The 24,225-nt window shown below is 57.3% G+C and carries 21 protein-coding genes and 1 pseudogene; 18 read left to right on the forward strand and 4 right to left on the reverse strand.

Annotation, left to right across the window (positions count from 1 at the left end; translation table 11 throughout):
* From KHU29_RS09340 to KHU29_RS09360, 5 genes and pseudogenes are all read left to right on the forward strand, one after another.
* A pseudogene (locus KHU29_RS09340) lies at positions 1 to 245 on the forward strand (thiamine pyrophosphate-binding protein); the annotation flags it as partial.
* 83 nt (positions 246 to 328) lie between these two features.
* Positions 329 to 1,597, forward strand: a complete 1,269-nt coding sequence (gene frc, locus KHU29_RS09345) for a formyl-CoA transferase (protein WP_211452540.1) — start codon at positions 329 to 331, stop codon at positions 1,595 to 1,597.
* A 114-nt stretch (positions 1,598 to 1,711) separates the two neighbouring features.
* On the forward strand, positions 1,712 to 2,161 hold the full coding sequence (locus KHU29_RS09350) for a PAS domain-containing protein (protein WP_211452541.1): 450 nt from the start codon (positions 1,712 to 1,714) through the stop codon (positions 2,159 to 2,161).
* 131 nt (positions 2,162 to 2,292) lie between these two features.
* Positions 2,293 to 3,540, forward strand: coding sequence for a formyl-CoA transferase (gene frc, locus KHU29_RS09355; RefSeq protein WP_211452542.1), 1,248 nt, complete (start codon positions 2,293 to 2,295; stop codon positions 3,538 to 3,540).
* The gene (locus tag KHU29_RS09360) at positions 3,537 to 4,334 is read left to right on the forward strand and encodes an AraC family transcriptional regulator (protein WP_343216044.1); all 798 of its coding nucleotides are present in this window, start codon (positions 3,537 to 3,539) and stop codon (positions 4,332 to 4,334) included. Before frc (KHU29_RS09355) ends, KHU29_RS09360 begins: the two co-directional genes overlap by 4 nt.
* A gap of 83 nt (positions 4,335 to 4,417) precedes the next feature.
* On the opposite strand, the gene paaY is transcribed toward KHU29_RS09360, so the two are convergent.
* Positions 4,418 to 5,020: a phenylacetic acid degradation protein PaaY gene (gene paaY / locus KHU29_RS09365; RefSeq protein ID WP_211452543.1), complete on the reverse strand. Its 603-nt coding sequence runs from the start codon at positions 5,018 to 5,020 to the stop codon at positions 4,418 to 4,420.
* Between the two features lie 129 nt (positions 5,021 to 5,149).
* Between paaY and KHU29_RS09370 the strand changes: the two genes are divergently transcribed.
* Together KHU29_RS09370 and paaZ are read left to right on the forward strand one after the other, a co-directional pair.
* On the forward strand, positions 5,150 to 5,767 hold the full coding sequence (locus KHU29_RS09370; RefSeq protein ID WP_211452544.1) for a TetR/AcrR family transcriptional regulator: 618 nt from the start codon (positions 5,150 to 5,152) through the stop codon (positions 5,765 to 5,767).
* Positions 5,768 to 5,844: 77 nt separating this feature from the next.
* A complete protein-coding gene (gene paaZ, locus KHU29_RS09375) occupies positions 5,845 to 7,896 on the forward strand; it encodes a phenylacetic acid degradation bifunctional protein PaaZ (RefSeq protein ID WP_425514463.1) in 2,052 nt (683 codons plus the stop codon).
* Between the two features lie 50 nt (positions 7,897 to 7,946).
* On the opposite strand, the gene paaX is transcribed toward paaZ, so the two are convergent.
* The 3 genes from paaX to KHU29_RS09390 all read right to left on the reverse strand — a co-directional run bounded on the left by paaX (position 7,947) and on the right by KHU29_RS09390 (position 11,376).
* Positions 7,947 to 8,804, reverse strand: a complete 858-nt coding sequence (gene paaX / locus KHU29_RS09380) for a phenylacetic acid degradation operon negative regulatory protein PaaX (protein WP_343216045.1) — start codon at positions 8,802 to 8,804, stop codon at positions 7,947 to 7,949.
* Positions 8,805 to 8,841: 37 nt separating this feature from the next.
* Positions 8,842 to 9,009 (reverse strand): hypothetical protein, encoded by a 168-nt coding sequence (locus KHU29_RS09385; protein ID WP_211452687.1) that lies wholly within the window; start codon positions 9,007 to 9,009, stop codon positions 8,842 to 8,844.
* A gap of 126 nt (positions 9,010 to 9,135) precedes the next feature.
* The gene (locus tag KHU29_RS09390) at positions 9,136 to 11,376 is read right to left on the reverse strand and encodes a flavin monoamine oxidase family protein (protein WP_246541768.1); all 2,241 of its coding nucleotides are present in this window, start codon (positions 11,374 to 11,376) and stop codon (positions 9,136 to 9,138) included.
* Between the two features lie 424 nt (positions 11,377 to 11,800).
* Between KHU29_RS09390 and paaA the strand changes: the two genes are divergently transcribed.
* From paaA to KHU29_RS09445, 11 genes are all read left to right on the forward strand, one after another.
* Positions 11,801 to 12,805, forward strand: coding sequence for a 1,2-phenylacetyl-CoA epoxidase subunit PaaA (paaA, locus tag KHU29_RS09395; protein ID WP_211452547.1), 1,005 nt, complete (start codon positions 11,801 to 11,803; stop codon positions 12,803 to 12,805).
* A gap of 18 nt (positions 12,806 to 12,823) precedes the next feature.
* Positions 12,824 to 13,108 carry a 1,2-phenylacetyl-CoA epoxidase subunit PaaB gene (gene paaB, locus KHU29_RS09400; RefSeq protein WP_211452548.1) on the forward strand — a complete coding sequence of 95 codons (285 nt, stop codon included), beginning with the start codon at positions 12,824 to 12,826 and terminating at the stop codon, positions 13,106 to 13,108.
* Between the two features lie 19 nt (positions 13,109 to 13,127).
* A complete protein-coding gene (gene paaC / locus KHU29_RS09405) occupies positions 13,128 to 13,898 on the forward strand; it encodes a 1,2-phenylacetyl-CoA epoxidase subunit PaaC (protein WP_211452549.1) in 771 nt (256 codons plus the stop codon).
* Positions 13,899 to 13,918: 20 nt separating this feature from the next.
* Entirely contained in the window at positions 13,919 to 14,437 is a 519-nt protein-coding gene (gene paaD / locus KHU29_RS09410; protein ID WP_211452550.1) for a 1,2-phenylacetyl-CoA epoxidase subunit PaaD, read from the forward strand.
* 23 nt (positions 14,438 to 14,460) lie between these two features.
* Positions 14,461 to 15,537 carry a 1,2-phenylacetyl-CoA epoxidase subunit PaaE gene (gene paaE, locus KHU29_RS09415; RefSeq protein WP_211452551.1) on the forward strand — a complete coding sequence of 359 codons (1,077 nt, stop codon included), beginning with the start codon at positions 14,461 to 14,463 and terminating at the stop codon, positions 15,535 to 15,537.
* 67 nt (positions 15,538 to 15,604) lie between these two features.
* Positions 15,605 to 17,269 carry a phenylacetic acid degradation protein PaaN gene (gene paaN / locus KHU29_RS09420; RefSeq protein ID WP_211452552.1) on the forward strand — a complete coding sequence of 555 codons (1,665 nt, stop codon included), beginning with the start codon at positions 15,605 to 15,607 and terminating at the stop codon, positions 17,267 to 17,269.
* Positions 17,270 to 17,327: 58 nt separating this feature from the next.
* A complete protein-coding gene (gene paaG / locus KHU29_RS09425) occupies positions 17,328 to 18,119 on the forward strand; it encodes a 2-(1,2-epoxy-1,2-dihydrophenyl)acetyl-CoA isomerase PaaG (protein WP_211452553.1) in 792 nt (263 codons plus the stop codon).
* A 3-nt stretch (positions 18,120 to 18,122) separates the two neighbouring features.
* On the forward strand, positions 18,123 to 19,667 hold the full coding sequence (paaH, locus tag KHU29_RS09430) for a 3-hydroxyacyl-CoA dehydrogenase PaaH (RefSeq protein WP_246541769.1): 1,545 nt from the start codon (positions 18,123 to 18,125) through the stop codon (positions 19,665 to 19,667).
* Entirely contained in the window at positions 19,660 to 20,145 is a 486-nt protein-coding gene (gene paaI, locus KHU29_RS09435) for a hydroxyphenylacetyl-CoA thioesterase PaaI (RefSeq protein ID WP_211452554.1), read from the forward strand. Before paaH ends, paaI begins: the two co-directional genes overlap by 8 nt.
* Before the next feature lie 38 nt (positions 20,146 to 20,183).
* Positions 20,184 to 21,533, forward strand: a complete 1,350-nt coding sequence (gene paaK, locus KHU29_RS09440) for a phenylacetate--CoA ligase PaaK (RefSeq protein ID WP_211452555.1) — start codon at positions 20,184 to 20,186, stop codon at positions 21,531 to 21,533.
* Positions 21,534 to 21,603: 70 nt separating this feature from the next.
* Positions 21,604 to 24,171 carry a penicillin acylase family protein gene (locus KHU29_RS09445; protein ID WP_211452556.1) on the forward strand — a complete coding sequence of 856 codons (2,568 nt, stop codon included), beginning with the start codon at positions 21,604 to 21,606 and terminating at the stop codon, positions 24,169 to 24,171.
* The last annotated feature ends 54 nt before the right edge of the window (positions 24,172 to 24,225 follow it).

The raw sequence follows: 24,225 nt of genomic DNA on the forward strand, positions 1-24,225 counted from the left end.
AACTGGCGAAATACGGTGAAGAACGCGGCAATGTCGGCAATCTGCTGAGCGATATCCCTTACGGCAAGTTTGCCGAGATGCTGGGTGGTCATGGCGAAGAAGTGCGCGATCCGTCGCAGATCGCCGGTGCTTTGCAGCGGGCCCGTGAAGCGGTGCAGAAGACGCGTCGTTGTGCCGTGGTCAATATCTGGGTCGATCCTGCGGTGTATGCCCCGGGAACCATGGCGCAGACCATGTACAAATAAATTGCCAGGCCAAAATAATAAATTCAAAAATAGATTCGCAAATTGCACAAAAAGATTCGATCAAATGAAACAGGAGATTTGAAATGACCAAGGAAACAAGCAAGGCAAAGCCACTGGACGGCATCCGCATCATCGACTTCACGCACGTGCAAGCCGGTCCTGCATGTACGCAAATGCTGGCATGGTTTGGCGCCGACGTGATCAAGGTTGAGCGTCCCGGTTCAGGCGATGTGACACGCTCGCAACTGCGCGACATCCCGGATGTCGACGCGCTGTATTTCACCATGTTGAACAGCAACAAGCGATCGCTCACGCTGGATACCAAAAAGCCGGAAGGCAAGCTGGTGCTGGAAAAGCTGATCAAGGAATCCGACGTCCTGGTTGAAAACTTCGGTCCGGGTGCGCTTGACCGCATGGGCTTCTCCTGGGAGCGCATCAACGAACTCAATCCAAAGATGATCGTCGCTTCGGTAAAGGGCTTCAGCGACGGCCATCACTATGATGATTTGAAAGTCTACGAAAACGTCGCCCAATGCGCCGGCGGCGCGGCTTCCACCACCGGTTTCTGGGACGGCCCGCCAACCGTCAGCGCCGCTGCCCTGGGCGATAGCAACACCGGCATGCACCTGGCGATCGGCATTCTCACGGCGTTGATCGGTCGCGACAAGAGTGGCAAGGGCCAGCGGGTCGCGGTCTCGATGCAAGATAGCGTTCTGAATCTGTGCCGGGTCAAATTGCGCGACCAGCAACGCCTGGACCGGCTCGGCTTCCTGGAAGAATATCCGCAATACCCGCACGGCACGTTCAGCGATGTCGTACCGCGCGGCGGCAATGCCGGTGGTGGCGGTCAACCGGGCTGGGTGCTCAAGTGCAAAGGTTGGGAAAACGATCCGAACGCCTATATCTATTTCACCATCCAAGGCCATGCCTGGGCGCCTATCTGCAAAGCGATCGGCAAGGATGAATGGATCGACGATCCGGCCTACAGCACGCCAAAGGCGCGCCAGCCGCATATCACCGAGATTTTCGACACCATAGAAGTGTGGCTGAAGGACAAGACCAAGTTTGAAGCAGTCGACATCTTGCGCAAATTCGACATTCCTTGCGCACCGGTGCTGACCATGAAAGAACTGGCAAACGATCCGTCGCTGCGCGCCAGCGGCACCATTACCGAAGTCGATCATAAGGAACGCGGTAAATACCTGACTGTCGGCAGCCCGATCAAGTTCTCCGATCTGACCCCGGAAATCACCGGATCGCCATTGCTGGGCGAGCATACCGATGAAGTGTTGGCGAGCCTCGGCTACAGCGCCGGACAGATTGCAGAATTGCATGGTTCGCAAGCGGTCTGATACTCTCGGAATAGCAGTATGATAGGTGGATAATCGTCGTGTTGACGATTGACGGCGTCCGCCTCGGACGCCGTTTTCACATGCAGGCGGTTTACTCGACACAGGAGCAGGAATATGTCATCCACACTCGATCTCAAGCAGTTGGTAGAGGCAATTGGCGATGCCATCGTGATTTCCGACGCCAGGGGCGCCATCACCTTATGGAATCCAGCAGCCGAGCGCATGTTTGGTTTTACCCAGGAAGATGCGTTGGGGAAGTCGCTGGATCTGATCATCCCCGAACGGCAACGCCAGCGTCATTGGGACGGTTACCAGAAGACCATGGATACCGGCATCACCCGCTACGGCAACGATGTGCTACGGGTGCCTGCGGTACATAAGGATGGACACACCTTGTCGATCGCGTTTACGGTGGCATTGCTGCATACGCCGGACAACAAGGTGGCGGCCATCGTTGCGGTCATCCGCGATGAAAGCAGCCGCTTCGCCGAAGATCGCGCCTTGCGCAAACGTCTGACAGAACTTGAAGCCAAACTGGCTACGCAAACAGCCGAGTCCAGTTAGTATATTGATGGAACCGTTACCGGGAGTCGTTACCGGGAGTCGTTACCGAGAGTCGTTACCGAGAGTCGTTATCGAGAGACCGATATACGGTTCGATCAATATAAATATATAAATATAAACAGGAGATTGTAATGAGCAAAGCACTGGATGGCGTGCGCATTCTTGACTTCACCCATGTCCAGTCAGGGCCGACCTGCACGCAGCTGCTGGCCTGGTTCGGCGCCGACGTCATCAAGGTCGAGCGCGCAGGCGAGGGTGACGCCACACGTGGACAATTGCGCGATATTCCCGGGGTCGACAGCCTGTATTTCACTATGTTGAACCATAACAAGCGTTCAATCACTCTGGATACCAAAAATCCCAAAGGCAAGGAAGTACTGGAAACACTGATCAAGGATTGCGATGTGCTGGTAGAGAATTTCGCACCCGGTGCGCTCGATCGCATGGGCTTTTCCTGGGAACGCATCCAGGAGTTGAATCCACGCATGATCGTCGCCTCCGTCAAAGGTTTCGGTCCCGGCAAATACGAGGATTGCAAGGTGTATGAAAACGTCGCCCAATGCGCGGGCGGTGCGGCTTCCACCACTGGTTTCGACGATGGTCCGCCGATGGTGACCGGCGCCCAGATCGGCGACAGCGGCACCGGCTTGCACCTCGCGCTGGGGATCGTCAGCGCACTGTTTCAGCGCCACACTTCAGGGCGCGGACAGAAGGTGCTGGCGCCGATGCAAGACGCCGTATTGAACTTGTGCCGCGTCAAGCTGCGCGACCAGCAGCGGCTGGAACGCACCGGCACCATGCACGAATATCCGCAATACCCGGACAGCAAGTTCGGCGAGGCAGTGCCGCGCGCCGGCAATGCTTCCGGTGGCGGCCAGCCAGGCTCGATCCTGAAATGCAAGGGCTGGGAAACTGATCCCAACGCTTACATTTATTTCATCACCCAGGGTGCGGTCTGGCCTGCGGTGTGCAAAGTGATCGGCGAAGAAGGCTGGATCACCGACGAGGCCTACGCCACGCCGGCGGCGCGCCTGCTGCATCTGAAGCCGATCTTTGCCCGCATCGAACAATGGACCATGACCAAGACCAAGTTCGAAGCGATGGATATCTTGAACCAGTACGACATTCCGTGCGGACCGATTCTGTCGATGAAGGAAATTGCTGAGGACGCTTCGCTGCGCCAGACGGGCACCATCGTCGAGATCGACCATCCGGCACGCGGCAAGTACCTCACGGTAGGCAATCCGATCAAGATGTCGGACAGCCCGACGGTGGTCACCCGTTCACCTTTGCTGGGAGAGCATACCGAAGAAGTGCTGGCGCAACTTGGTTATGGCAAGGACTACATTGCGGCACTGCGCGAAGAGAAAGTGATTTGAATCAGGCCTGGGCTGACGACATGGCTGCGGGATCAAACGACAAAGCGCCCCATTCTGTCGACGGCTCAGTCGTGACATCTGCCTCGGATTATCCTGGCGGCCACGTCATCCCGCTGCACCGGCATGCCTGCGCGCAGCTGCTGTATGCAACCAAGGGCGTCATGACGGTGGATGCAGCAGCCGGGCGCTGGATAGTGCCGCCCGGCCGCGCCGTCTGGCTGCAGGCGCATGTCGATCATCAGGTCCGTATGCATGGCGAGGTCGGGTTGCGCACGCTGTTGCTTGATGTCGATGCTGCCATGGCGCGGCGCCTGCCGGCACGCAGTTGCGTGTTGAATATCTCGCCTTTGCTGCGTGAGCTGATTGCTGCGGTTCATTGCAACCCGGCAGCGGACGATGGCGCCAGGCGCAACTGGCATATGCTGCAACTGTTGCTGCACGAATTGGGTTCGGTAACGGTGCTGCCTCTTTTTTTGCCCTTGCCGCTGGCTGCGCGGCTACGCAGTCTTTGCGAGTTGCTGATGGCGACTCCCGGCAAACAGGTGACAATCGAAACCTGGGCTGGCCAGCTCGGTATTTCCACCAGTACCCTGCATCGCCTGTTCCTGCGCCAGACCGGCATGCGGTTCGGGCAATGGCGACAGCAAGCGCGGCTGTTGCTGGCTCTGGAACAACTGGCGCGCGGTGGCAAGGTTGCCGCAGCAGCGCAAGACCAAGGCTACAGCAGCCAGAGCGCATTCAGCGCCATGTTCAGAAAACACTTCGGCAGCACCCCCAGCGCTTTCTACCGCTAAATCCCCGCAGACTTTTCTTCAACACCGGTGTCGCAGCGTGGGCAAGCTTTTTTGCCCACGCTGGCGGGCCTCGGAATTTTCTATTACTTGCGTTTTTCAGCGATCAACGGCCGAACATCCGGCGCTTGCAGGCGAGGGCGATCCGGCTCGATCGCGGCCAGCGGTAACACTTCGATCATTGTAGCCAGGCAGCGGCGCGTCAGATCCTGGTAGGTCAGCGTTCCTTCCTGTTTCCAGGCAATTTCTTCTTCGCTCAGCTCGCGTATCACCTTGGCAGGAACCCCGGCAGCCAGGGAGCGCGGTGGAATTTTCATGCCGGCACGCACAAATGCGCTGGCAGCTACGATGGCGTGCTCGCCGATCTCCGCCTCATCCATCACCACTGCGTTCATTCCCACCAGCGCGCCACGCCGCACCAGGCAGCTGTGCAACACGGCGCCATGGCCAATGTGACCGTTTTCTTCTATCACCGTGTCGGCCGACGGGAAGCCGTGGATGACGCAAGTGTCCTGCACATTGGCTCCGCGTTGCAACACGATGCGCCCGAAATCGCCGCGCAGCGAGGCACAAGGGCCGACATAGCAATCGGGACCGATGATGACGTCGCCGATCAGCACTGCGGTCGGATGCACGTATGCGCTCGGATCTACTACCGGCGTGACACCTTCGATGGCATAGCAGGGCATAAGGATTCCTTTGTTTTACCGCTTTTTTATTGTCTAAGAGGCATTTAAATACGCCTTGCTTTTATCTTCAGGCTTAAAATATAATTTAATCCGACCGGTCGGTCAATAATGTTTTAATGGATCAGACAAATGGCACGTGGACGTTCTCCCGGATACGACGACCAGCGCGAGGCAATTCGGGCCGGCGCGGCGCAATTGTTCGCATCGCGCGGCTATCCGGCTACTTCAATGAATGAAGTGGCCGACGCTTGCGGTATGTCGAAACCCTCGCTTTATCACTATTTCCGGGATAAGGACGCATTACTGGCCAGTATCGCCGAAGACCATGTGTCGCGGCTGGAGGCGGTAGTCGAGGCTGTGCAGAAAGAAAGTCTCGATCCGAAAGCGCATCTGTATCGCCTGATTAACCGCTTCGTCGAGGAATATGCCGGCGCCCAGCATGCGCATCGGGTCCTTACCGAGGACGTGCGTTTTCTTGGCGAAGAAGACCGTGAACGCATCCTGGAAGGGCAACGCAGAGTCGTCGCCGCATTTGCACAAGTGATTGTCGCTTTGCGTCCGGAACTGGGCGAGGCGCAACTGGCCAAGCCGCTGACCATGCTGCTGTTCGGCATGATCAACTGGATGTTCACCTGGCTGAAACAGGATGGCAACCTGACGCATGAGGCGATGGCGCCCATCGTCGCCGATTTATTCTTTGGCGGTTATCCGGCGGTGCAATTGCCGGCGATCGCCGCTGGCGCTTAGCCGAGCTTGTAAGTGCGTGTTACCCATACCCGTGATGCACGCCTTTTAACGAAATCCAGATAAAGAGAGTTTTCATGATGAATGTGCCTACCTTACAAAGTTTCATCGGCGGCCGCTGGCTCGGCAGTCAGCCGGCGCAGGTGCTGGCGAGTGCAGTCAACGGCCGCGCCGTGGCGTACACCCATGCCGAGACCATTGATTTCGATGAGGCGCTGGCTCACGCGCGGCGCCAGGGTGTGCCGGCGTTGATGGCAATGGATTTCCAGGAGCGCGCGGCGCGCCTGAAAGCGCTTGCAGCTTACCTTGCGGAGCGCAAGGAGCAGTTGTATGCGATCTCGCAGCATACCGGCGCCACGCGTGCCGACAGCTGGATCGATATCGAGGGCGGCACCGGTACGTTGTTCGCCTACGCCAGCATGGGATCGAACGAACTCCCTTCCGGCAACGTATTTCACGAAGGGCCGCCGATCCAGCTAGGGAAACAAGGCAAGTTCTTTGGCACACATATCTTGGTGCCGCGCGGCGGCGTGGCTGTGCATATCAATGCTTTCAATTTCCCGGTGTGGGGCTTGCTGGAGAAATTTGCGCCGAGTTTCCTGGCCGGCATGCCATGCATAGCCAAGCCGGCGACCGCGACCAGCTATTTGACCGAGGCCATGGTGAGGCTGGCGCACGAGTCCGGCCTGCTGCCCGAAGGCAGTTTGCAACTGGTTATCGGCAGCAGTGGCGACTTGCTTGATCGCCTGCAAGGGATGGACGTCGTGACCTTTACCGGTTCGGCCGATACTGCGGCCAAGTTGCGCGCAAATGCCAATCTGATCAGGCAATCCGTACCATTCAATGCGGAAGCGGATTCGCTTAATTGCGCCATCCTGGGACCGGACGTGATGCCGGATGATGAAGAATTCGATCTGTTCGTCAAGGAAGTGGCGCGAGAGATGACCACCAAGGCAGGGCAGAAATGTACCGCTATCCGCCGTGCCATCGTACCGCGCCGGCATCTGGATGCCGTGGCGCAGCGGCTGCGTGAACGGCTTGCAAAAACCGTTGTGGGCGATCCGGCGCGTGATGGCGTCAAGATGGGTCCGCTGGCATCGCATGCGCAACAGGCGGACGTCGCCGAGCGCCTGGCATTGCTGGCGCAGGGCAATGAAATTGTATTTGGAGGCGGTGGCAACGCTTTCCGGCCGGTCGGCGACGGCGTGGCTGAAGGTGCGTTCTTTGCCCCGACCTTGCTATTGTGCCGCGATGGATTCAAGAACGACAAAGTGCACGAGATCGAAGCATTCGGTCCGGTGAGTACCCTGATGCCTTATGACGAACTGGATGAAGCGTTGGCGTTGGCGGCGAAAGGGCGCGGCAGCCTGGTCGGCTCGCTGGTGACGCGCGATCCGAAAGTCGCGGCGCGAGCGATTCCGGTAGCGGCCATGCATCATGGGCGCATGCTGATATTGGAGCGTGAAGCGGCAATCGAGTCGACCGGCCATGGCTCGCCATTGCCAGCCTTGAAGCACGGCGGCCCGGGACGTGCCGGCGGCGGTGAAGAACTGGGCGGCATTCGCGCAGTCAAGCATTATCTGCAGCGCACTGCGGTGCAGGGCTCGGCCACCATGCTGACGGCGGTTACCGGCGAATACCTGCGCGGTGCGGCAATCAACGAATCAGAGGTGCATCCATTCCGCCGTCATTTCGACGACTTGCAAATCGGCGATTCTCTGCTGACGCATCGCCGCACCGTGACCGAAGCGGATATCGTGGCCTTCGGTGGCTTGTCGGGCGACTATTTTTATATGCATTTCGACGAAATCGCCGCCAGGGATTCGCAATTCGGGAAGCGTATAGCCCATGGTTATTTCGTCTTGTCGGCGGCTGCTGGCCTGTTTGTTTCGCCTGCGCCGGGGCCGGTACTGGCCAATTATGGCTTGGACACGTTGCGCTTCGTCAAGCCGGTTGGCATCGGCGACACAATCCAGGCGCGCCTGACTTGTAAACGCAAAATCGATCGTCGCAGGAAAGACGACAAGGGCGTCGGCCAGGGCGTGGTGGCGTGGGACGTGGCGGTGACCAACCAGCATGGCGAGCTGGTGGCTACTTACGACATTCTTACCCTGGTGTCGAAACGCGCTTGAGTGGTCATGGCCTGAACCGGGCGTTCGTCAGCCATGTCTGATTACTACACTCAGTTCAGACCGCCGAAGCGCTGGTAAAAATAGGGTGCCGCAGCCGGTACGTCGTCGCTTTCGCGACGCAGGGTTTCAAGTATGTATTCTTCGGCGCTGGCCTGGGTGGCGTTATACACCTGATGGCAAAGATCATAGGCCGTCTTGCCGGGCCAGTTGGCCGGTAATAGTTCCAGCGGCAGTTGCGGGTCGTGCAATTGCACGCGGCGGAATTCGTGGATCGCCAAGGTCCGCAAGACGAATGCCTGTTCGGGATCAAGTATCTTTTTTGCGTTCAGGAGTTTTGGCAGCGACGCAAAGCACGTCAGGTAGTGCTCGTAATCGGCCATTACCGATTCCAGTTGCCAGCATTGCTCAACCAGGTCGCTGAGCGGCCGTCCGGCCACCTCTTGTGCTTCGGTTGCGCTGCACACAAAAACTGTATCGTGTACATCGATGCGATCGAGAATTTCCCGAAGCGTCTGCGGATCGGCGTTGGGATGTCCGAAAATCGCCGGCGCGATGGTGCCGAAGCCTTCCCACAGCAATTCTTTGCGTAACAAGGCACGCTGCTCGGCAGTGATGCCGTCGCCACTAGCGAACAGCAATGTCCATTTTCCTTGCCATGGCTGGTCCGAAGGCGTGTACACCCGCTGATACGCATGCTCAAAGCGGGTGGCCGCCGCCGGATTCAGTGCGTACAAGCTGCGTCGGCCCTCGCGCTTGGCGTCCAGCCATCCTTCTTCTGCGAGGCGGAATACACTGGTACGGACCAGGCGGTCGCTGATGCCGAAGGGCGCGAGCAGCTCGATCAGGCTGCCTAGCCATACTTCGCCGCCATGCGGCGTAATCGTATCGCCGAAAAGTGTCATCACCACGGACTTCGCTCTTGGCGGATTGGTCGCTATAAACTGCTCAATCCATTTCTTGATTGCCGGGCTTGGAGTTGAATTCATGATCGAGAGAAGATAGTCTTTGCAATTCAGAATAGCAGGCTCGCCAAAAAATGGGTGCACTGCCGAATTGCTGGATGATACAGGCATCGGCACATTTTTTCACTTCTGGATCATCTGCAAGCGCCATAGGGTGGACACGCCTTTGTGCCCACCCTACGAGGTTGATAAGCGATTTGCGCGAGGTAATAAAAAAAGGCGAGGTGCATTGGATCGCCTCGCCTCAGCATTACTGTCTCACGTAAATGTCACGACACTAAGCTGCTCCTTCTTCCTCTTCCGCGAGATATTTTACCTGTTCGGATGGAGCTGGAACTACGTTATCCAGCGATGTAAACAATTTTCGTGCTTGCAGATTCAACTGCGCCACGCCTGATTCGCCGCCGCCGTTGGCAGCCACGACAATTCCCGACACCGCGTTAATCGCACTCATGAAGGCGCCTTCAAGCCAGCCGCCTAAATGACTGTAGCTGTCACAGGCAAGGAAGAAGCGATTGCCCAGAGCAGCATCTTTCGCGTGCGTGTGATAACGGAAGCAGAAATTGCTCTGATAGTAGTCTCCGGTGACATCCAACTTGAAGCCGCCGGCGGTCTGATTGGTGGTCCAGTCGAAGACAAATCGATCTTCCAGCGTGACCTTGCTCAATACGTCGGCGAACCACCAGCGCGTGTAGAACCCGGTTAGTGGATCCTTGATGTCCCGGCTGGCGCGATTGATCATGGTTCTGAACATGTCTTCAGCCGACAGCGCCTTTCCTTCCGAAACATTCTGCGGATACATGCCAAAATCACGTTGCAAGCGGGTCGAATCATCGTTCCAGGTATAGCTGACCAGCAAAGTCGAATATAGAGAGTTAATCGAACTAGGCACAATGTAGCTGGCAGCCAGGCCGCAGTCAGATACCACCGCCTTGATTTTTTGCGTCACGATCGATGATGGATCGTCCTGATCGGCCTGATAAGTGAATGACGGTACGCCCGGTCCCTCGACGTCGGAAGTCAGGATTTTTCCGAATACCTTGGAAGATCGCACCATGGTCAACATGCTTACCGCCGTGACGGCACGCGCATTCTGCGCTGCATGCGTTCTACTCATCAATAGAGGTGGCAAGGCACTTGCATAGTCCACTGTAGCGTAGCCAAGGCCGATATCGCCAAATTTAACGGTTCTGTCGCCATGGACCGCGTAGCCGGCACGCGTTACCATCGGTATCAACTGGTCCTGTGGAAGCGCCAGGATGGCGTAGTCGAAATTTTTCTGATGCAAAGGGCGCGCTGCAGGATCTTCTGCGTCCTTGTGTTCGTAATAGAGAACCGTAGCCGGGCTATCCAGCCGTGGATCGTGAAATACATCCGATACGCGGCCCAATACGACGCTGACTTCGAATTTGGCTCCGCCGGGATCCGTCTTGAGCGCCAGCTTGCAAAGATCTTCGATGAATGTAACGTTTTCGTCAACTGGCAGTGAATACTCTCGGGAATAATCCCATAACACCAGGCGCATAATCTCCGGCAAGGAAATATTGTAGAGAGGTTTGAAGCCGCCGGTGCCGAAGCCGAAACGGCCAAATAATTCAACGTAATAATTTTCCTTTTCGGCAGTACTGGACAGGCCCGGAATCTCCGGCAGGATGTCCAGCCGGAAGCGTACGCACTGACGCACTGCGGATTCCAGGGTGTGGCCATCCCATTGGTGCACAAAGTCCTTCCAGTTCTGGCTGATGTGGGTCAGTTGGTCTGCCGGGGTGTCTTCCTCCTTCAATTTTTGTAGCACTTCGTATGGCCGTTCGTCGCCAATCATGAACAGAGAATCGTGCTCGCCAGGCAGGTAGCCAGGCTCGCCAGGAGTGAATCCGGGGTCGCCGATGAAGCCAAAAATCACAGCGTCCTTCACCGCCAGTGTGGGTGAGGACTCGTCATGCCAGGTGTCCCGCGCATAACGATCGACCTGGTCGCCGAACACGAATTCCGTGGCTACAGTACCGGGATTAGGGAAAATCTTAATTGGTGCATCTTCGTCAAAAACTTGTGCCGCATAGTGCCATGTCAAACCGGCGATAGTCGGGAAGCGCATCGCACCAACTTCATAAACGGTTTCGGATTCGCCGACGCGTGCGGCTGAAACGCGGCCGGCCTTTTTGCCAAAAACATCGACAGCTTTTCCGGCCGGTTTGGCCAGGAAGCTGTTCGGGTCTGTTTCGAAGATCGTTACGGTGATATTGCCGGAACTGCGCTTTGCAGCGATTCGGCTCAATTCATACAATGCGCTGATGCCCGCAGCGCCTGCGCCGACAATGCCAATATTCAGATCGCCGCCGTCGGGTATGACGCCAATTTCCGGCTCCACTGCAAGAGGGTATGAAATTTCAGCAGAGTCGGGGTGGCGATAAAACTTTCCTTCCTCAAGCACATCGCCAATTTTTGTGAAATCGGGGATTTTCATCCCTCGCTTAAGTTTTATCTTGTCCCGCAAGCCCAGCATTAACGTCACACTCATATAAGCCTCTGTCGGTTGAAATACGCGGATTCTTTGCCTGTGCGGCGAACTATCTGCAATGTCGCCTGCCGTCACAAACCTTGCTTCGCAGTTTTGCATTCGCTCCTCAAAAAAAGCGCGCTCGCCCGGATGCAAAATAATTGTATTTTTTGATAACTTGAGATGCAAGTAAGTATTTCACCTAAATGTGCTTCGAACATTTTTTCATGAGGGTGCTGATTGCATTAATCTGTAAATTGATACATGGAAATAACGTGATACCGAAAAGATGTTTACAGATTAAATTTAGTATCATATTATTTGATTCGTCGACGCACATGACTTCCCCGGACAGACGCGATGCAGTTCATCGCGTTCTTACTGCAACGTTGGAGCATGCGCTGTAGCAAATCGAACAAAAGAGATTGCATAGGAGAGAAACGCCATGTACGCGCAATTGGTTGAAACTGGCAGCAAGTCGCTACGATCCCTGGATGAGATGACGCCGGAAGAGCGTGCGTTTCAGGAGCGGGTGAACGAAGGTGTGAAGATCGAGGCTAAGGACTGGATGCCGGAGGGTTATCGGAAGACTTTGATCCGCCAGATTTCACAGCATGCGCACTCCGAAATTGTCGGGCAATTGCCGGAGGGTAACTGGGTAACCAGAGCGCCAAGCCTAAAGCGGAAATCCATATTGCTGGCGAAGATCCAGGACGAGGCGGGCCACGGTCTTTACCTGTATAGCGCTGTCGAAACGCTCGGTGTATCGCGTGACGAGGTGCTCGCCGACCTGCATTCAGGCAAGGCAAAGTATTCCAGCATTTTCAATTATCCGACCTTGAACTGGGCCGACATGGGAGCCATCGGCTGGCTGGTTGACGGCTCGGCCATCATCAACCAGGTTCCGCTTTGCCGCTGTTCTTACGGCCCATATGCCCGTGCCATGGTACGCGTTTGCAAGGAAGAGTCTTTTCATGCGCGCCAGGGCTACGACATCATGCTGGCATTGTGCAACGGCACGCCGGAACAAAAGCAGATGGCGCAGGATGCGTTCAACCGCTGGTGGTGGCCGGCACTGATGATGTTCGGCCCGTCTGATGCGGAATCGGTCAATAGCACGCAGTCAGCCGCATGGCGCATCAAATTGTTTTCGAACGATGAACTGCGGCAGAAGATGGTCGACCAGACCGTGCCGCAGGCAGAGTTCCTGGGCTTGAGCGTGCCCGATCCCGATCTCAAATTCAATGCTGAAACCCAGCATTACGAATTCGGCGAAATCGACTGGAGTGAATTCAATAACGTCATTAAAGGCAACGGTCCATGCAATCGCGACCGTTTGCGGACCCGCGTCAAGGCGTACCAGGATGGCGAGTGGTTTCGCGATGGCCTGGTGGCGCACGCGGATAAACAGGAACGCCGCAAGGCACAGCAGGCGCCACTGGCGGCCTGATCGAAGGAGAAATATTCCATGAGTAAAGAATGGCCTCTGTGGGAAGTATTCATTCGCAGCCAGCACGGACTGGCGCACAAGCACGTTGGCAGCCTGCATGCGCCGGATGCCGAGATGGCCGTCAATAATGCGCGTGACGTGTATACGCGGCGCAATGAGGGCGTCAGCATCTGGGTAGTGCTGGCCGGCGATATTACCGCTAGCAGTCCTGCCGATAAGTCGGTGCTGTTCGAACCATCCAACAGCAAAGTATATCGTCATCCAACCTTCTTCCCGATGCCGGAAGAAGTCAAGAACCTGTAAGTCAGTCCGGAGATTGAAAATGGCCGATTCTAACGTCGCCGATCCCAAAATCGAATTCCTGTTGCGTCTCGCGGACAATTCCCTGGTGCTGAGTCAACGCCTGTCCGAGTTGTGCGGCAAAGGTCCTGCGCTGGAAGAAGATATAGCGCTGACCAATGTTGCTCTCGATCTGCTGGGGCAAGCACGGTTCTGGTTCGCGTATGCCGGCGAACTGGAAGGCGCCGGCCGCGACGAAGACCGGCTGGCATTCCTGCGCGATGCGCACGAATTTCGCAACCTGCTGCTGGTCGAACAGCCGAACGGCAGTTATGCCGATACGCTGATGCGCCAGTTTTATTTTGACGCCTGGCATTACCTGCTGCTGGAGCAGCTGCTGACATCCTCCGACGAGCGGATTGCCGCGATTGCCGAAAAATCGCTGAAGGAAGTGCGTTATCACCTGCGCCGCAGCGGTGATTTGATCGTACGCCTGGGTGACGGCAGCGAACTCAGCCACAGCATGATGCAACGCGCTGCCGACGACTTGTGGATGTTTACCGATGAAATGTTCCAGGCTGACGCGGTGGAGCAGGCCATGGCGGCGCAGGGCGTGATGCCTGAACTCGGTACGTTGCGGACTCCCTGGATCAATCACGTGGCCGAGATATTCCGCGAGGCGACGCTGGTGCTGCCGCCGCTCGACGCCTGGATGCAAAAGGGCGGAAAGCAAGGGCGCCATGGCGAGAGCCTGGGATATCTGCTGGCGGAAATGCAATTCCTGCCGCGCGCCTATCCGGACGCGGTCTGGTAGATCTGGCAAAGGCGATAGCGATGACGATGACGATGACAAGCGTAGAACAAGTCTGGGCCTGGCTGGAGGAGGTCCCGGATCCGGAAATTCCGGCGATCTCCGTCGTGGACCTGGGAATCGTGCGCGTCGTTGAGCTGGATGGCGCCCAATGCACTGTCACCATTACGCCGACCTACAGCGGCTGCCCGGCCATGCAGGTGATTGCCGATGCTATCGAAACCGGACTGAAAAGCCATGGCATTGCGCATCTGACGATCAAGACGCAACTGTCACCGGCCTGGACCACGGATTGGATGTCGGCAGAGGGTAAGAACAAATTGAGAGCATACGGTATAGCACCGCCGGCACAGCAGGTGATCGATATCAGCCGCATCACCGGTTCCGTGGCGCGCAGCAAAATCGCCGGGCCGCAAGTGGCGTGCCCTCATTGCGGCTCAGGCAAGACGCGTTGCAGCAGTCATTTCGGTTCTACGCCATGCAAGGCGCTGTATCGCTGCGACGATTGCCTGGAACCGTTCGATTATTTTAAGTGCCATTAATTGGATTTGGAGAGTAGCCCGTCATGAGCAAATTCCAGGCGCTAACCGTTGCCCAAGTGAGCAACGAGACGCGCGATACCATTGCCGTAACTTTTGCCGTGCCGCCGGCATTGCGGGAAACCTATCGCTATACGCAAGGCCAGCACCTGACATTGCGCGCAATGATCAATGCGGAAGATGTGCGCCGCTCATATTCCATCTGCTCCGGGGTGCAGGAAGACACGCTGCGAGTTGCCATCAAGCGCACCCCGGGCGGCGTATTTTCCACCTGGGCCAACGACACGTTGCAACCCGGTTCCGTAATCGAGGTCATGCCGCCGATGGGCAATTTCAACGTGCCGCTGGCGCCTGACCATCGCAAACATTACCTGGCGTTCGCCGCCGGCAGCGGCATCACTCCCATGCTGTCGATTATCAAGACCACGCTGGCTGCCGAGCCGCACAGCAGATTCACGCTGTTTTACGGCAACCGCGCATCGTCTTCCGTCATCTTCAAGGAAGAACTGTCGGATTTGAAGGACCGCTATCTGGGCCGTTTCAAGCTGGTCTACGTGATGAGCCGCGAGCAGCAGGATATCGAACTGTTCAACGGCCGCATCACCAAAGACAAGTGCCAGCAATTATTCAAGCACTGGGTCGCGTTGGACGATGTCGACCAGGCATTCATTTGCGGACCTGAGCAGATGACGCAAGAAGTGCTCGAAGCGTTGCAGGTCCACGGCCTGGCCAAGGAAAAAATCAAGATCGAGTTGTTTGCCGCCGGCGCTCCGCGGCGCCAGCATGTGCCGAATGCGCAGCCACAGCCCGGCCAGCGGGAATGCGAGGTTACTTTGATTGTCGATGGCGCGCATCTCAGTTTTACGATGGAAAAGGACCGTGAATCGGTACTCGATGCGGCACTGAAGCAAGGCATCGACATGCGCTACTCATGCAAGGCCGGGGTCTGTTCCACCTGTCGTTGCAAGGTATTGGACGGCAAGGTCGACATGGACGCCAATTACGCCCTTGAAGACTACGAGATTGCGCGCGGTTTTGCGTTGTCCTGCCAGAGTTTTCCGGTATCCGACAAGCTGGTGATGGATTTCGATCAGGATCATTGAACTGCCGGTCGTTGCCGGAATCATATTGCATTAGATGTTAAATAATTAATATATTGGAGATAGCGCCGTGTCCCATCCTCTTTTTGAGCGTCATCAGGAACTGCTGCAGCAGGCCAGCGAAGCAATCGAACAGCGTGGCTACTGGAGCGCGTATACAGAAATGCCTAGCCCCAAGGCGTATGGCGAAACCGCCAATGACGATGGCAAGGCAGCCTATGAGGCGCGCCTGGAAAAGCCGTTTGGCCTGACCCAGGTAGCGACTGTCGGTCAGGTCGGAAATGAGATGTCGCCGTACGGCTTCAAGCTTGGCGTCAGCTACCCGAAGGCGGATCTGGATCAACTGTTTGCAGCCGTCAAGGCTGCATCTCCGGCCTGGCGCAAGGCGGGGCCGGAAGCATGGGTTGGCGTTTCAATGGAGATATTGCAGCGCCTGAACCGGCGCAGTGTCGAGATTGCCTATGCAGTAATGCACACCACCGGCCAGGCATTCATGATGTCGTTCCAGGCTGGCGGTCCGCATGCCCAGGATCGTGGACTGGAAGCGGTGGCGTATGCCTGGCAAGCGATGCGCAAGATCCCGGCGCATGCCTTTTGGGAAAAACCGCAAGGCAAGAACCCGCCGCTGAAAATGGAAAAGCACTATAGCATTGTGCCACGCGGCATCGGGCTGGTAGTCGGCTGCTGCACTTTCCCGACCTGGAACAGCTATCCCGGCCTGTTTGCCAGTCTGGCGACCGGTAATGCCGTGGTGATCAAGCCGCATCCGGGCGCCATCTTGCCGCTGGCGATCACGGTCCAGGTGGCGCGCGAAGTACTGGCCGAAGCCGGCTTCGATCCGAATATCGTGACGTTGGCAGCGCACGAACAGGACGACGACACGGCTACTCAACTGGCGCTCCGTCCGGAAGTACGCCTGATCGATTTTACCGGCAGCAGCAAGAATGGCGACTGGCTGGAACAGCATGCTCGCCAGGCCCAGGTATTTACCGAAAAGGCCGGGGTCAACCAGATCATCATCGACTCCACCGATGATTTCCAGGGCATGGTGCGCAATATCGCGTTTTCGCTCACGCTGTACTCCGGGCAAATGTGCACTGCGCCGCAGAATATCTATATTCCAAAAGACGGCATCGCCACCGCTGAAGGGCATGTCAGTTTCGACCAGGTTGTCGCCGCCATCGGCGAGAGCATCGCCAGGCTGACCGGCGATCCCGCCAAGGCGGTTGAATTGCTGGGCGCGATCCAGAATACCGGCGTGCTGGCGCGCATCGATGCAGCGCGTGCCATCGGTACAGTCGTAATTGACAGTAAACCGTTGCAGCATCCCTTGTTCCCGGCGGCATGCATACGCACGCCGTTGCTGATGAAGGTGGCGGAAGCAGAACAAGGCAAGGTCATGCAGGAGTTCTTCGGGCCGGTTTCTTTCGCCGTTGCCTGTGCCGACATGACGCACTGCATCGCCTTGGCGGAGCAGGCCGCGCGCACACACGGGGCTTTGACCTTGTCAGTGTATTCCAGCAACTCCGCGGTAATTGCCGCAGCGCGCGATGCCGCAGAGGAAGCAGGGGTTGCCTTGTCGATCAATCTCACCGGCGGCGTGTTTGTGAACCAGTCCGCGGCATTCAGTGATTTCCACGGCACCGGCGCCAATCCGGCGGCAAACGCGTGCTTGTCGGATACAGCGTTCGTTGCCGGTCGCTTCCGCGTTGTGCAGACTCGCGCACACGTATAACGAGACGTGCGTAGAGCACATTTCCGCCAAAAATACATAGACAAATCCGGAGCAACGAATGCCTTATCAAAACATTCTGCTGGAGATCCAGGACGGCATTGCGCGACTGACGCTCAACCGTCCTGAAAAGCTCAACAGCTTTACTGTCGCCATGCATAACGAAGTGCGCGCGGCGCTGGAACACATCGAGGCCGATGCTTCGGTCCGGGTGCTGGTGTTGACCGGCGCCGGACGCGGCTTTTGCGCCGGCCAGGACTTGGGCGACCGTGCCGTGGCGCCCGGTTCTGCCGCGCTCGACCTCGGCGAATCGGTGGAGCGATACTACGCACCGCTGGTGCTGGCGCTGCGTAATCTGCCGTTCCCGGTGATTTGCGCAGTCAATGGCGTTGCTGCCGGTGCCGGCGCCAATCTGGCGCTCGCCGCAGATATCGTTATCGCCACCCGCTCGGCATCATTCGTCGAAGCTTTTTGCCGCCTCGGCCTGATCCCTGATACCGGCGGTACTTATTTTCTGCCGCGCCTGGTCGGCAACGCGCGCGCGTTGGGAATGGCGCTGCTGGGCGAAAAATTGACGGCTGAACGGGCCGAAAGCTGGGGATTGATCTGGAAATGTGTGGATGACGATCAATTCGGCGCCGAGGTCGAGCAACTGGCCCGGCATTTCGCCAGTGCGCCAACCAAAGGCCTGGCCCGCACCAAACAAGCCATTTATGCGAGCCCGGCCAATACATTAGTGCAGCAACTCATGCTGGAACGCGATTTTATGCGCGAACTCGGCCACAGCCGGGATTATCGCGAAGGCGTCAGTGCATTCATTGAAAAACGCGCACCGCAATTCAAGGGAGCGTAGCAAATGACAAATTCCATGGCAATCGCACTCAACACCTCGCGGCTGGTTGCGGTGATCGGCAGCGGCGCGATGGGTGCCGGCATTGCACAGGTGGCGGCCGCCGCCGGCCATCGCGTCAAGCTGTACGACACGCGTGACGGTGCCGCTGTCAAGGCTGTCGCCGAAATCCGCAGGAATTATGAAAAGCTGAGCGCGAAAGGCAAAATGACCCCCGCAGCGGCCGATGCAGCAGGCGGAAATTTGCTGGTGGCCGGTACACTGGAAGAACTTGCCGATGCAGCACTGGTCGTGGAAGCGATCGTCGAGAATCTGTCGGTCAAGCGCCAGTTGTTTAGCGATCTGGAAGCGATCGTCGCTGACGATTGCATTCTTGCCAGCAATACCTCGTCGCTTTCGATCACGGCGATTGGCGCCGGTTTGCGCTTGCCGCAGCGGCTGGTTGGCATGCATTTCTTCAATCCGGTGCCACTAATGGCGTTGGTCGAAGTTATCAGCGGCCTGGCAACCGAGCGCTGTGTCGCCGAGATCGTCCACGCCACCGCCATCGCATGGGGCAAGAGCCCGGTGCATGCTGCCTCCACGCCAGGTTTCATCGTCAACCGCGTGGCGCGTCCGTATTATGCCGAAAGCCTGCGTGTAGCCACCGAGCAGGCGGCAAGTCCGGCAACACTGGATGCAGTGATGCGCGAGGCCGGCGGTTTCCGCATGGGGCCATTCGAATTGATGGATCTGATCGGGCATGACGTCAATTTTGCTGTAACCAGCTCGGTATTCGCGGCTTGCTTCAACGATCCGCGCTTCACGCCGTCGCTGCTGCAGCAAGAGCTGGTCAACGCCGGCTTCCTGGGCCGGAAGAGCGGACGTGGCTTTTATCACTATGGCGAGAATACCGACGTACCCGAAGTACACACCGAGCCGGCATATCCGATGCAGCGGGAAGCGGCGCTGCCTGTGGGTTCCGCGATGGCCGATATGCTGGCTGCGCGGCTATCGTCTTCCGGGATACATTTGCGGCGCACTTACTTTGAGCACGGCGACGACGCGCTGCTGGAGTGCGGCAACGCAACCATATTCCTGACCGACGGCCGCAGCGCTACTCAACGTGCCCACGACAATGCGATTCCGAACACAGTATTGCTTGATCTGACCCTGGATTTCTCAAGTGCCAAGCGGGTCGCGCTGGCACGCGCCGATCAATGCAGCGATGCCGCCTACCAGGCGGCGGTTGGATTGTTCCAGGCCGCCGGTTATGCCGTTTCACCGCTCGCCGATGTACCCGGAATGGTGGTCATGCGTACCGTAGCGATGCTGGCCAATGAAGCCGCCGATGCTGTCAACCAGGGCGTATGCAGCGCACCGGCAGTCGATACTGCGATGCAAAAAGGCGTCAATTATCCGTGCGGCCCGCTGGCCTGGGCGGACAGCATCGGCCTGGACCGCGTGCGCACGGTACTGCGCAACCTGACTAACGTGTATGGCGAGGACCGCTACCGCATTTCCCCGCTGATCCAGCGCAAGGTCGCTGCCGGGAGGACATTCCATGGGTGATTTGCAAATCGTTCCGGCCATGCCGGGCATGCAAGAACTGGCCGAAGCCACTGCCAAAACGATGTTCGAACGCGACCAGGCGTCGCAAGCGCTTGGCATGCAGATCGTCGGCATGGGACCTGGATCTGCGCAACTGACCATGCGGGTGCGGCCGGACATGCTGAACGGCCATAGCACCTGTCACGGCGGTTTCATTTTCGCCTTGGCCGACAGCGCCTTTGCCTTTGCCTGCAACAGCCATAACCGCAACACCGTGGCTTCCGGTTGCAGCATCGACTACCTGGCGCCCGGCTATGCAGGCGACATCCTGACCGCACAGGCGGCAGAGCAATCGCGCGCGGGCCGGACCGGCGTCTACGATGTCACGATATGCAACCAGTCCGGCACACGTATCGCATTATTTCGCGGCAGATCCTATCAGATAAAAGGCGAGGTTCTGGAAGAGCCTATGCCTGCTAGCCAACCTGCCGAATCCTGACTGTCACATTTGCCGAATATTATTTGAAGGAGACACGTATGCCGCAACGTAAACATGATCGGAGTGATCTGGAACCGATCGAACTGGCCAGCAAGGATGAATTACAGGCGTTGCAATTGGAACGCATGCAATGGTCGCTCAAGCACGCGTATGAAAATGTGCCGCATTATCGCGCTGCCTTTGATGCCGCCGGCGTTCATCCGAGCGATCTCAAGTCGCTGGCCGACCTGGCACGTTTTCCGTTCACGACCAAACAGGACTTGCGCGATCAGTATCCATTCGGGATGTTTGCCGTGCCACGTGAAAAAATCTCCCGGATCCATGCGTCGAGCGGTACTACGGGCAAGCCAACGGTGGTCGGCTACACCCGCAACGATATCGATACCTGGGCCACCGTTGTTGCGCGTTCGATCCGCGCCGGCGGCGGACGTGCCGGCGATATTATCCATATATCGTATGGCTACGGCTTGTTTACCGGCGGGTTGGGAGCGCATTACGGCGCCGAAAAACTTGGCTGCACCGTGGTGCCGATGTCCGGTGGTCAAACCGAAAAGCAGGTCCAGTTGATCCAGGATTTCAAGCCCAGCATCATCATGGTGACGCCATCGTACATGCTCAACATCATCGAGGAATTTACACGGCAGGGGCTCGATGCGGCGGAAAGTTCGTTGAAAGTGGGGATATTCGGCGCTGAACCGTGGACCGATGCAATGCGCTCGGAAATCCAGACCCGTGCCGACATCGATGCGGTCGATATCTATGGCTTGTCCGAGGTGATGGGGCCAGGCGTGGCCAGCGAATGCATCGAAAGCAAGGACGGTCCAATTATCTGGGAAGATCATTTTTATCCCGAAATCATTAACCCGGATACCGGCGAAGTGGTAGCCGATGGCGAGGAAGGAGAGCTGGTGTTTACCTCGCTGACCAAGGAGGCATTACCGATCATTCGCTACCGGACCCGCGACCTGACGCGCTTGCTGCCGCCTACCTCACGCTCGATGCGGCGTATCGGCAAGATCACCGGCCGTTCCGACGACATGCTGATCATCCGCGGCGTCAACGTGTTCCCGACGCAGATCGAAGAACTGATCCTGAAAAACCCGCGACTGGCGCCGCACTACCAGCTGATCGTCACGCGCGACGGCAACCTGGACAAACTGCAGGTGCTTGCCGAATTGCGCGGCGAAGCCAGCAGTCAGCTGCCGGCGACGGAAATCGAATCGATCGGCAATGAGTTGCAGCATGCCATCAAGACCTATATCGGTATCAGCACACGGGTATCCGTGCTGGCTTCATCCGGCATCGAACGGACTTTGACCGGCAAAGCCAGGCATGTGATCGACAAACGTCCGAAGGTGACACATGAACAGCCGGTCGGCGCTGTATAGACGGTCTGGCATGTCTGGAGCATAGAAGTATAGAAATATGAAAATAAGAATATAAACAGGAGACTTTGCATTGATATCCGCTAAAAAAATAGCATTGGTGCTGGCCATCTGCGGTATCGCGGCCAGCTTGCCTTCGGTACAGGCACGGCAACAGCAACCGTCCATCGTCCACATAGCGCCGCATGGTGCCGTCACGATCAAGCGCGATACATACGGCACGCCGCATATCTATGCCGATACCACGTTCGGCCTGTTCTACGGTTACGGTTATGCGGTAGCGCAGGATCGGCTGTTCCAGATGGAAATGGCGCGCCGTACATTCACCGGGAAAGTGTCAGAGGCATTGGGTGCCAAGTATCTTACCTCGGACCAGGCGGTGCGCAGTAACTATAAGCCGCAATCGCTGCTACGCCAGTATGCCGCTTTGCCTGCGTCGGACAAGGCCATATTTGAAGGATATGCCGCAGGTTTCAATGCCTGGGTCCGGCAGGTCGAGAAGCAACCTGAGCAACTGATGCCCAAGCAATTCAATGACATGGGTTTCAAGCCGGTCAAGTGGACAGCGATGGATGTGGTGATGATATTCGTCGGCTCGATGGCCAATCGTTTTTCCGATTTCAACACCGAACTCGACAATCTCGGGTTGTTGAACGCGCTCGTCGAAAAACACGGCAAGGAAGACGGTTCGCGGATTTTCGATCAATTGAAATGGGTCGACGATCCAGGGGCGCCGACTACCATTCCATCAGGTCCGGCCGAACGCAAGGTGACTGGCCCGGCGCCGGCCGAGCAGGCAGTTGATAATCGGCAGCAACTGGCAGGGTTGGCCGCGCCTTCCAGGCAAACCATGCAGGCCATTGCTCGCATGCCAAGGGATGCGGGCAATGGCCGCCTGTTGCCGATGTCGGGATCGGCGGCGCAGGACCACCTCGATGCTTTGCTTGCCAGGGATGGTTTGAGCGGTATGGGTGGTTTCCCGCAGGCCAGCAACATATGGCTGGCAGGCAAGGGCAAGGCCAAGGATGCCCAAGCAATTCTGTTCAACGGCCCGCAATTTGGCTGGTTCAACCCGGCCTATGTTTATGCGGTCGGCCTGCACGGCGCCGGGTTCAATGTGGTCGGCAACACGCCGTTTGCCTATCCCAGTATCCTGTTCGGACATAACGGAAAAATCGCCTGGGGCGCGACCGCGGGGTATGGCGACGGCGTCGATATCTACCAGGAACAGCTCAATCCGGATAATCGCTACGAGTACCTGTATAAGGGCAAGTATCTGCCGATGATCAAGCGCACCGACATCATCAAGGTCAAAGGTGCGCCAGATCATAAGCTGGATGTTTATGGCACCACGCATGGTTTGGTAGTCGCCTTCGATATGGAAAAAGGCGTGGCGTATTCCAAGAAGCGAACCTGGGACGGACACGAAGTGGAATCGTTGATGGCCTGGATACGGCAGACGCAGGCGCAAGACTATGACCAATGGATCGGCCAGGCCGCGCATATGGCAATCACCATCAACTGGTACTACGCCGACGCCAAAGGTAACATCGGTTATGCCTATACAGGGAAATTCCCGCAGCGCAAGCCGAACCACGATACCCGTCTGCCGGCGCTCGGCACCGGCGACATGGAGTGGGATGCGGTGCTGCCGTTCAGCAGCAATCCGCAGATGCTCAACCCGCAACAGGGCTGGATCGCCAACTGGAACAACAAGCCGGCTGCCGGCTATCCGAGTCCGGATATGTACTGGTTGTCATGGTCTGCCGCCGATCGCGTCGAAACCATCATGGATCACTTCAAGCCGGATGACAAGCTGACTCCGGCGGCGATGGCCGGGATCAATCAGAGCGCGTCGTTTGCCGATGTCAATGCGCGCTATTTCCTGCCGTATCTCAAGGAAGCGGTGGCCCGGCTTGCAGAAAACGACCCGCGCCGCCAGGCGGTAACCCTGTTCGACGGCTGGGATTTGCAAACTGTCGACAGCAGTACCGCCACGCACTACAAGGCGGCTGCCACCCTGATGCGTACCTGGCTGCCGATCATGCTGAAGAACACTTTGGCCGACGTTATTCCGGCGGAATACTTCAAGTTTTATTCTGCCGCAGGTTACCCGGTCGCCGGAACGCCGGTGGTCGGCTCGGTCAATATCCAGCCTGGCACTAAAGTGCTGTATCAGGCACTGAGGGGCAAGCACGCGAGCATCCCGCAGCGCTACGATTTATTTAACGGCAAGAAGCCGCTGGATGTGGTGTTGGCAGCATTGAGCGAGAGTGTCGAGTCGCTGCAAACCCGTTATGGCAGCGATATGCAGAAGTGGCTGGAACCCGTGGATGAGCATGTTTACCTGTCGAATAACTTCGTGGGCATTCCGCAAGCGAATGGCAACGAGCGGTTGAAGACACCGGTCATGATGAATCGCGGCACCGAAAACAACCTGATTTCTTTTACGTCTGACGGCGTACGGAATTGCGAAGTTCTGCCTCCTGGACAAAGCGGCTTCATCGCGCCCGATGGCGCCAAATCAAAGCACTATGAGGATCAACTGGAGCTATACAAAAAATTCGAATGCAAGCACACGTGGCTGGAGCCGGCCGATGTCGACCGGCATCTGGAATCGAAGACGGTGCTGGAGTATTGAGTCGGTTTGTTCAACCCGACGCGGCATTTTCGTGTGGCATGCGGCCCTCTACTG

Origin of the sequence: Collimonas antrihumi (assembly GCF_018304965.1) — a bacterium.
In the GTDB taxonomy this organism is placed as follows: domain Bacteria; phylum Pseudomonadota; class Gammaproteobacteria; order Burkholderiales; family Burkholderiaceae_D; genus Collimonas; species Collimonas antrihumi.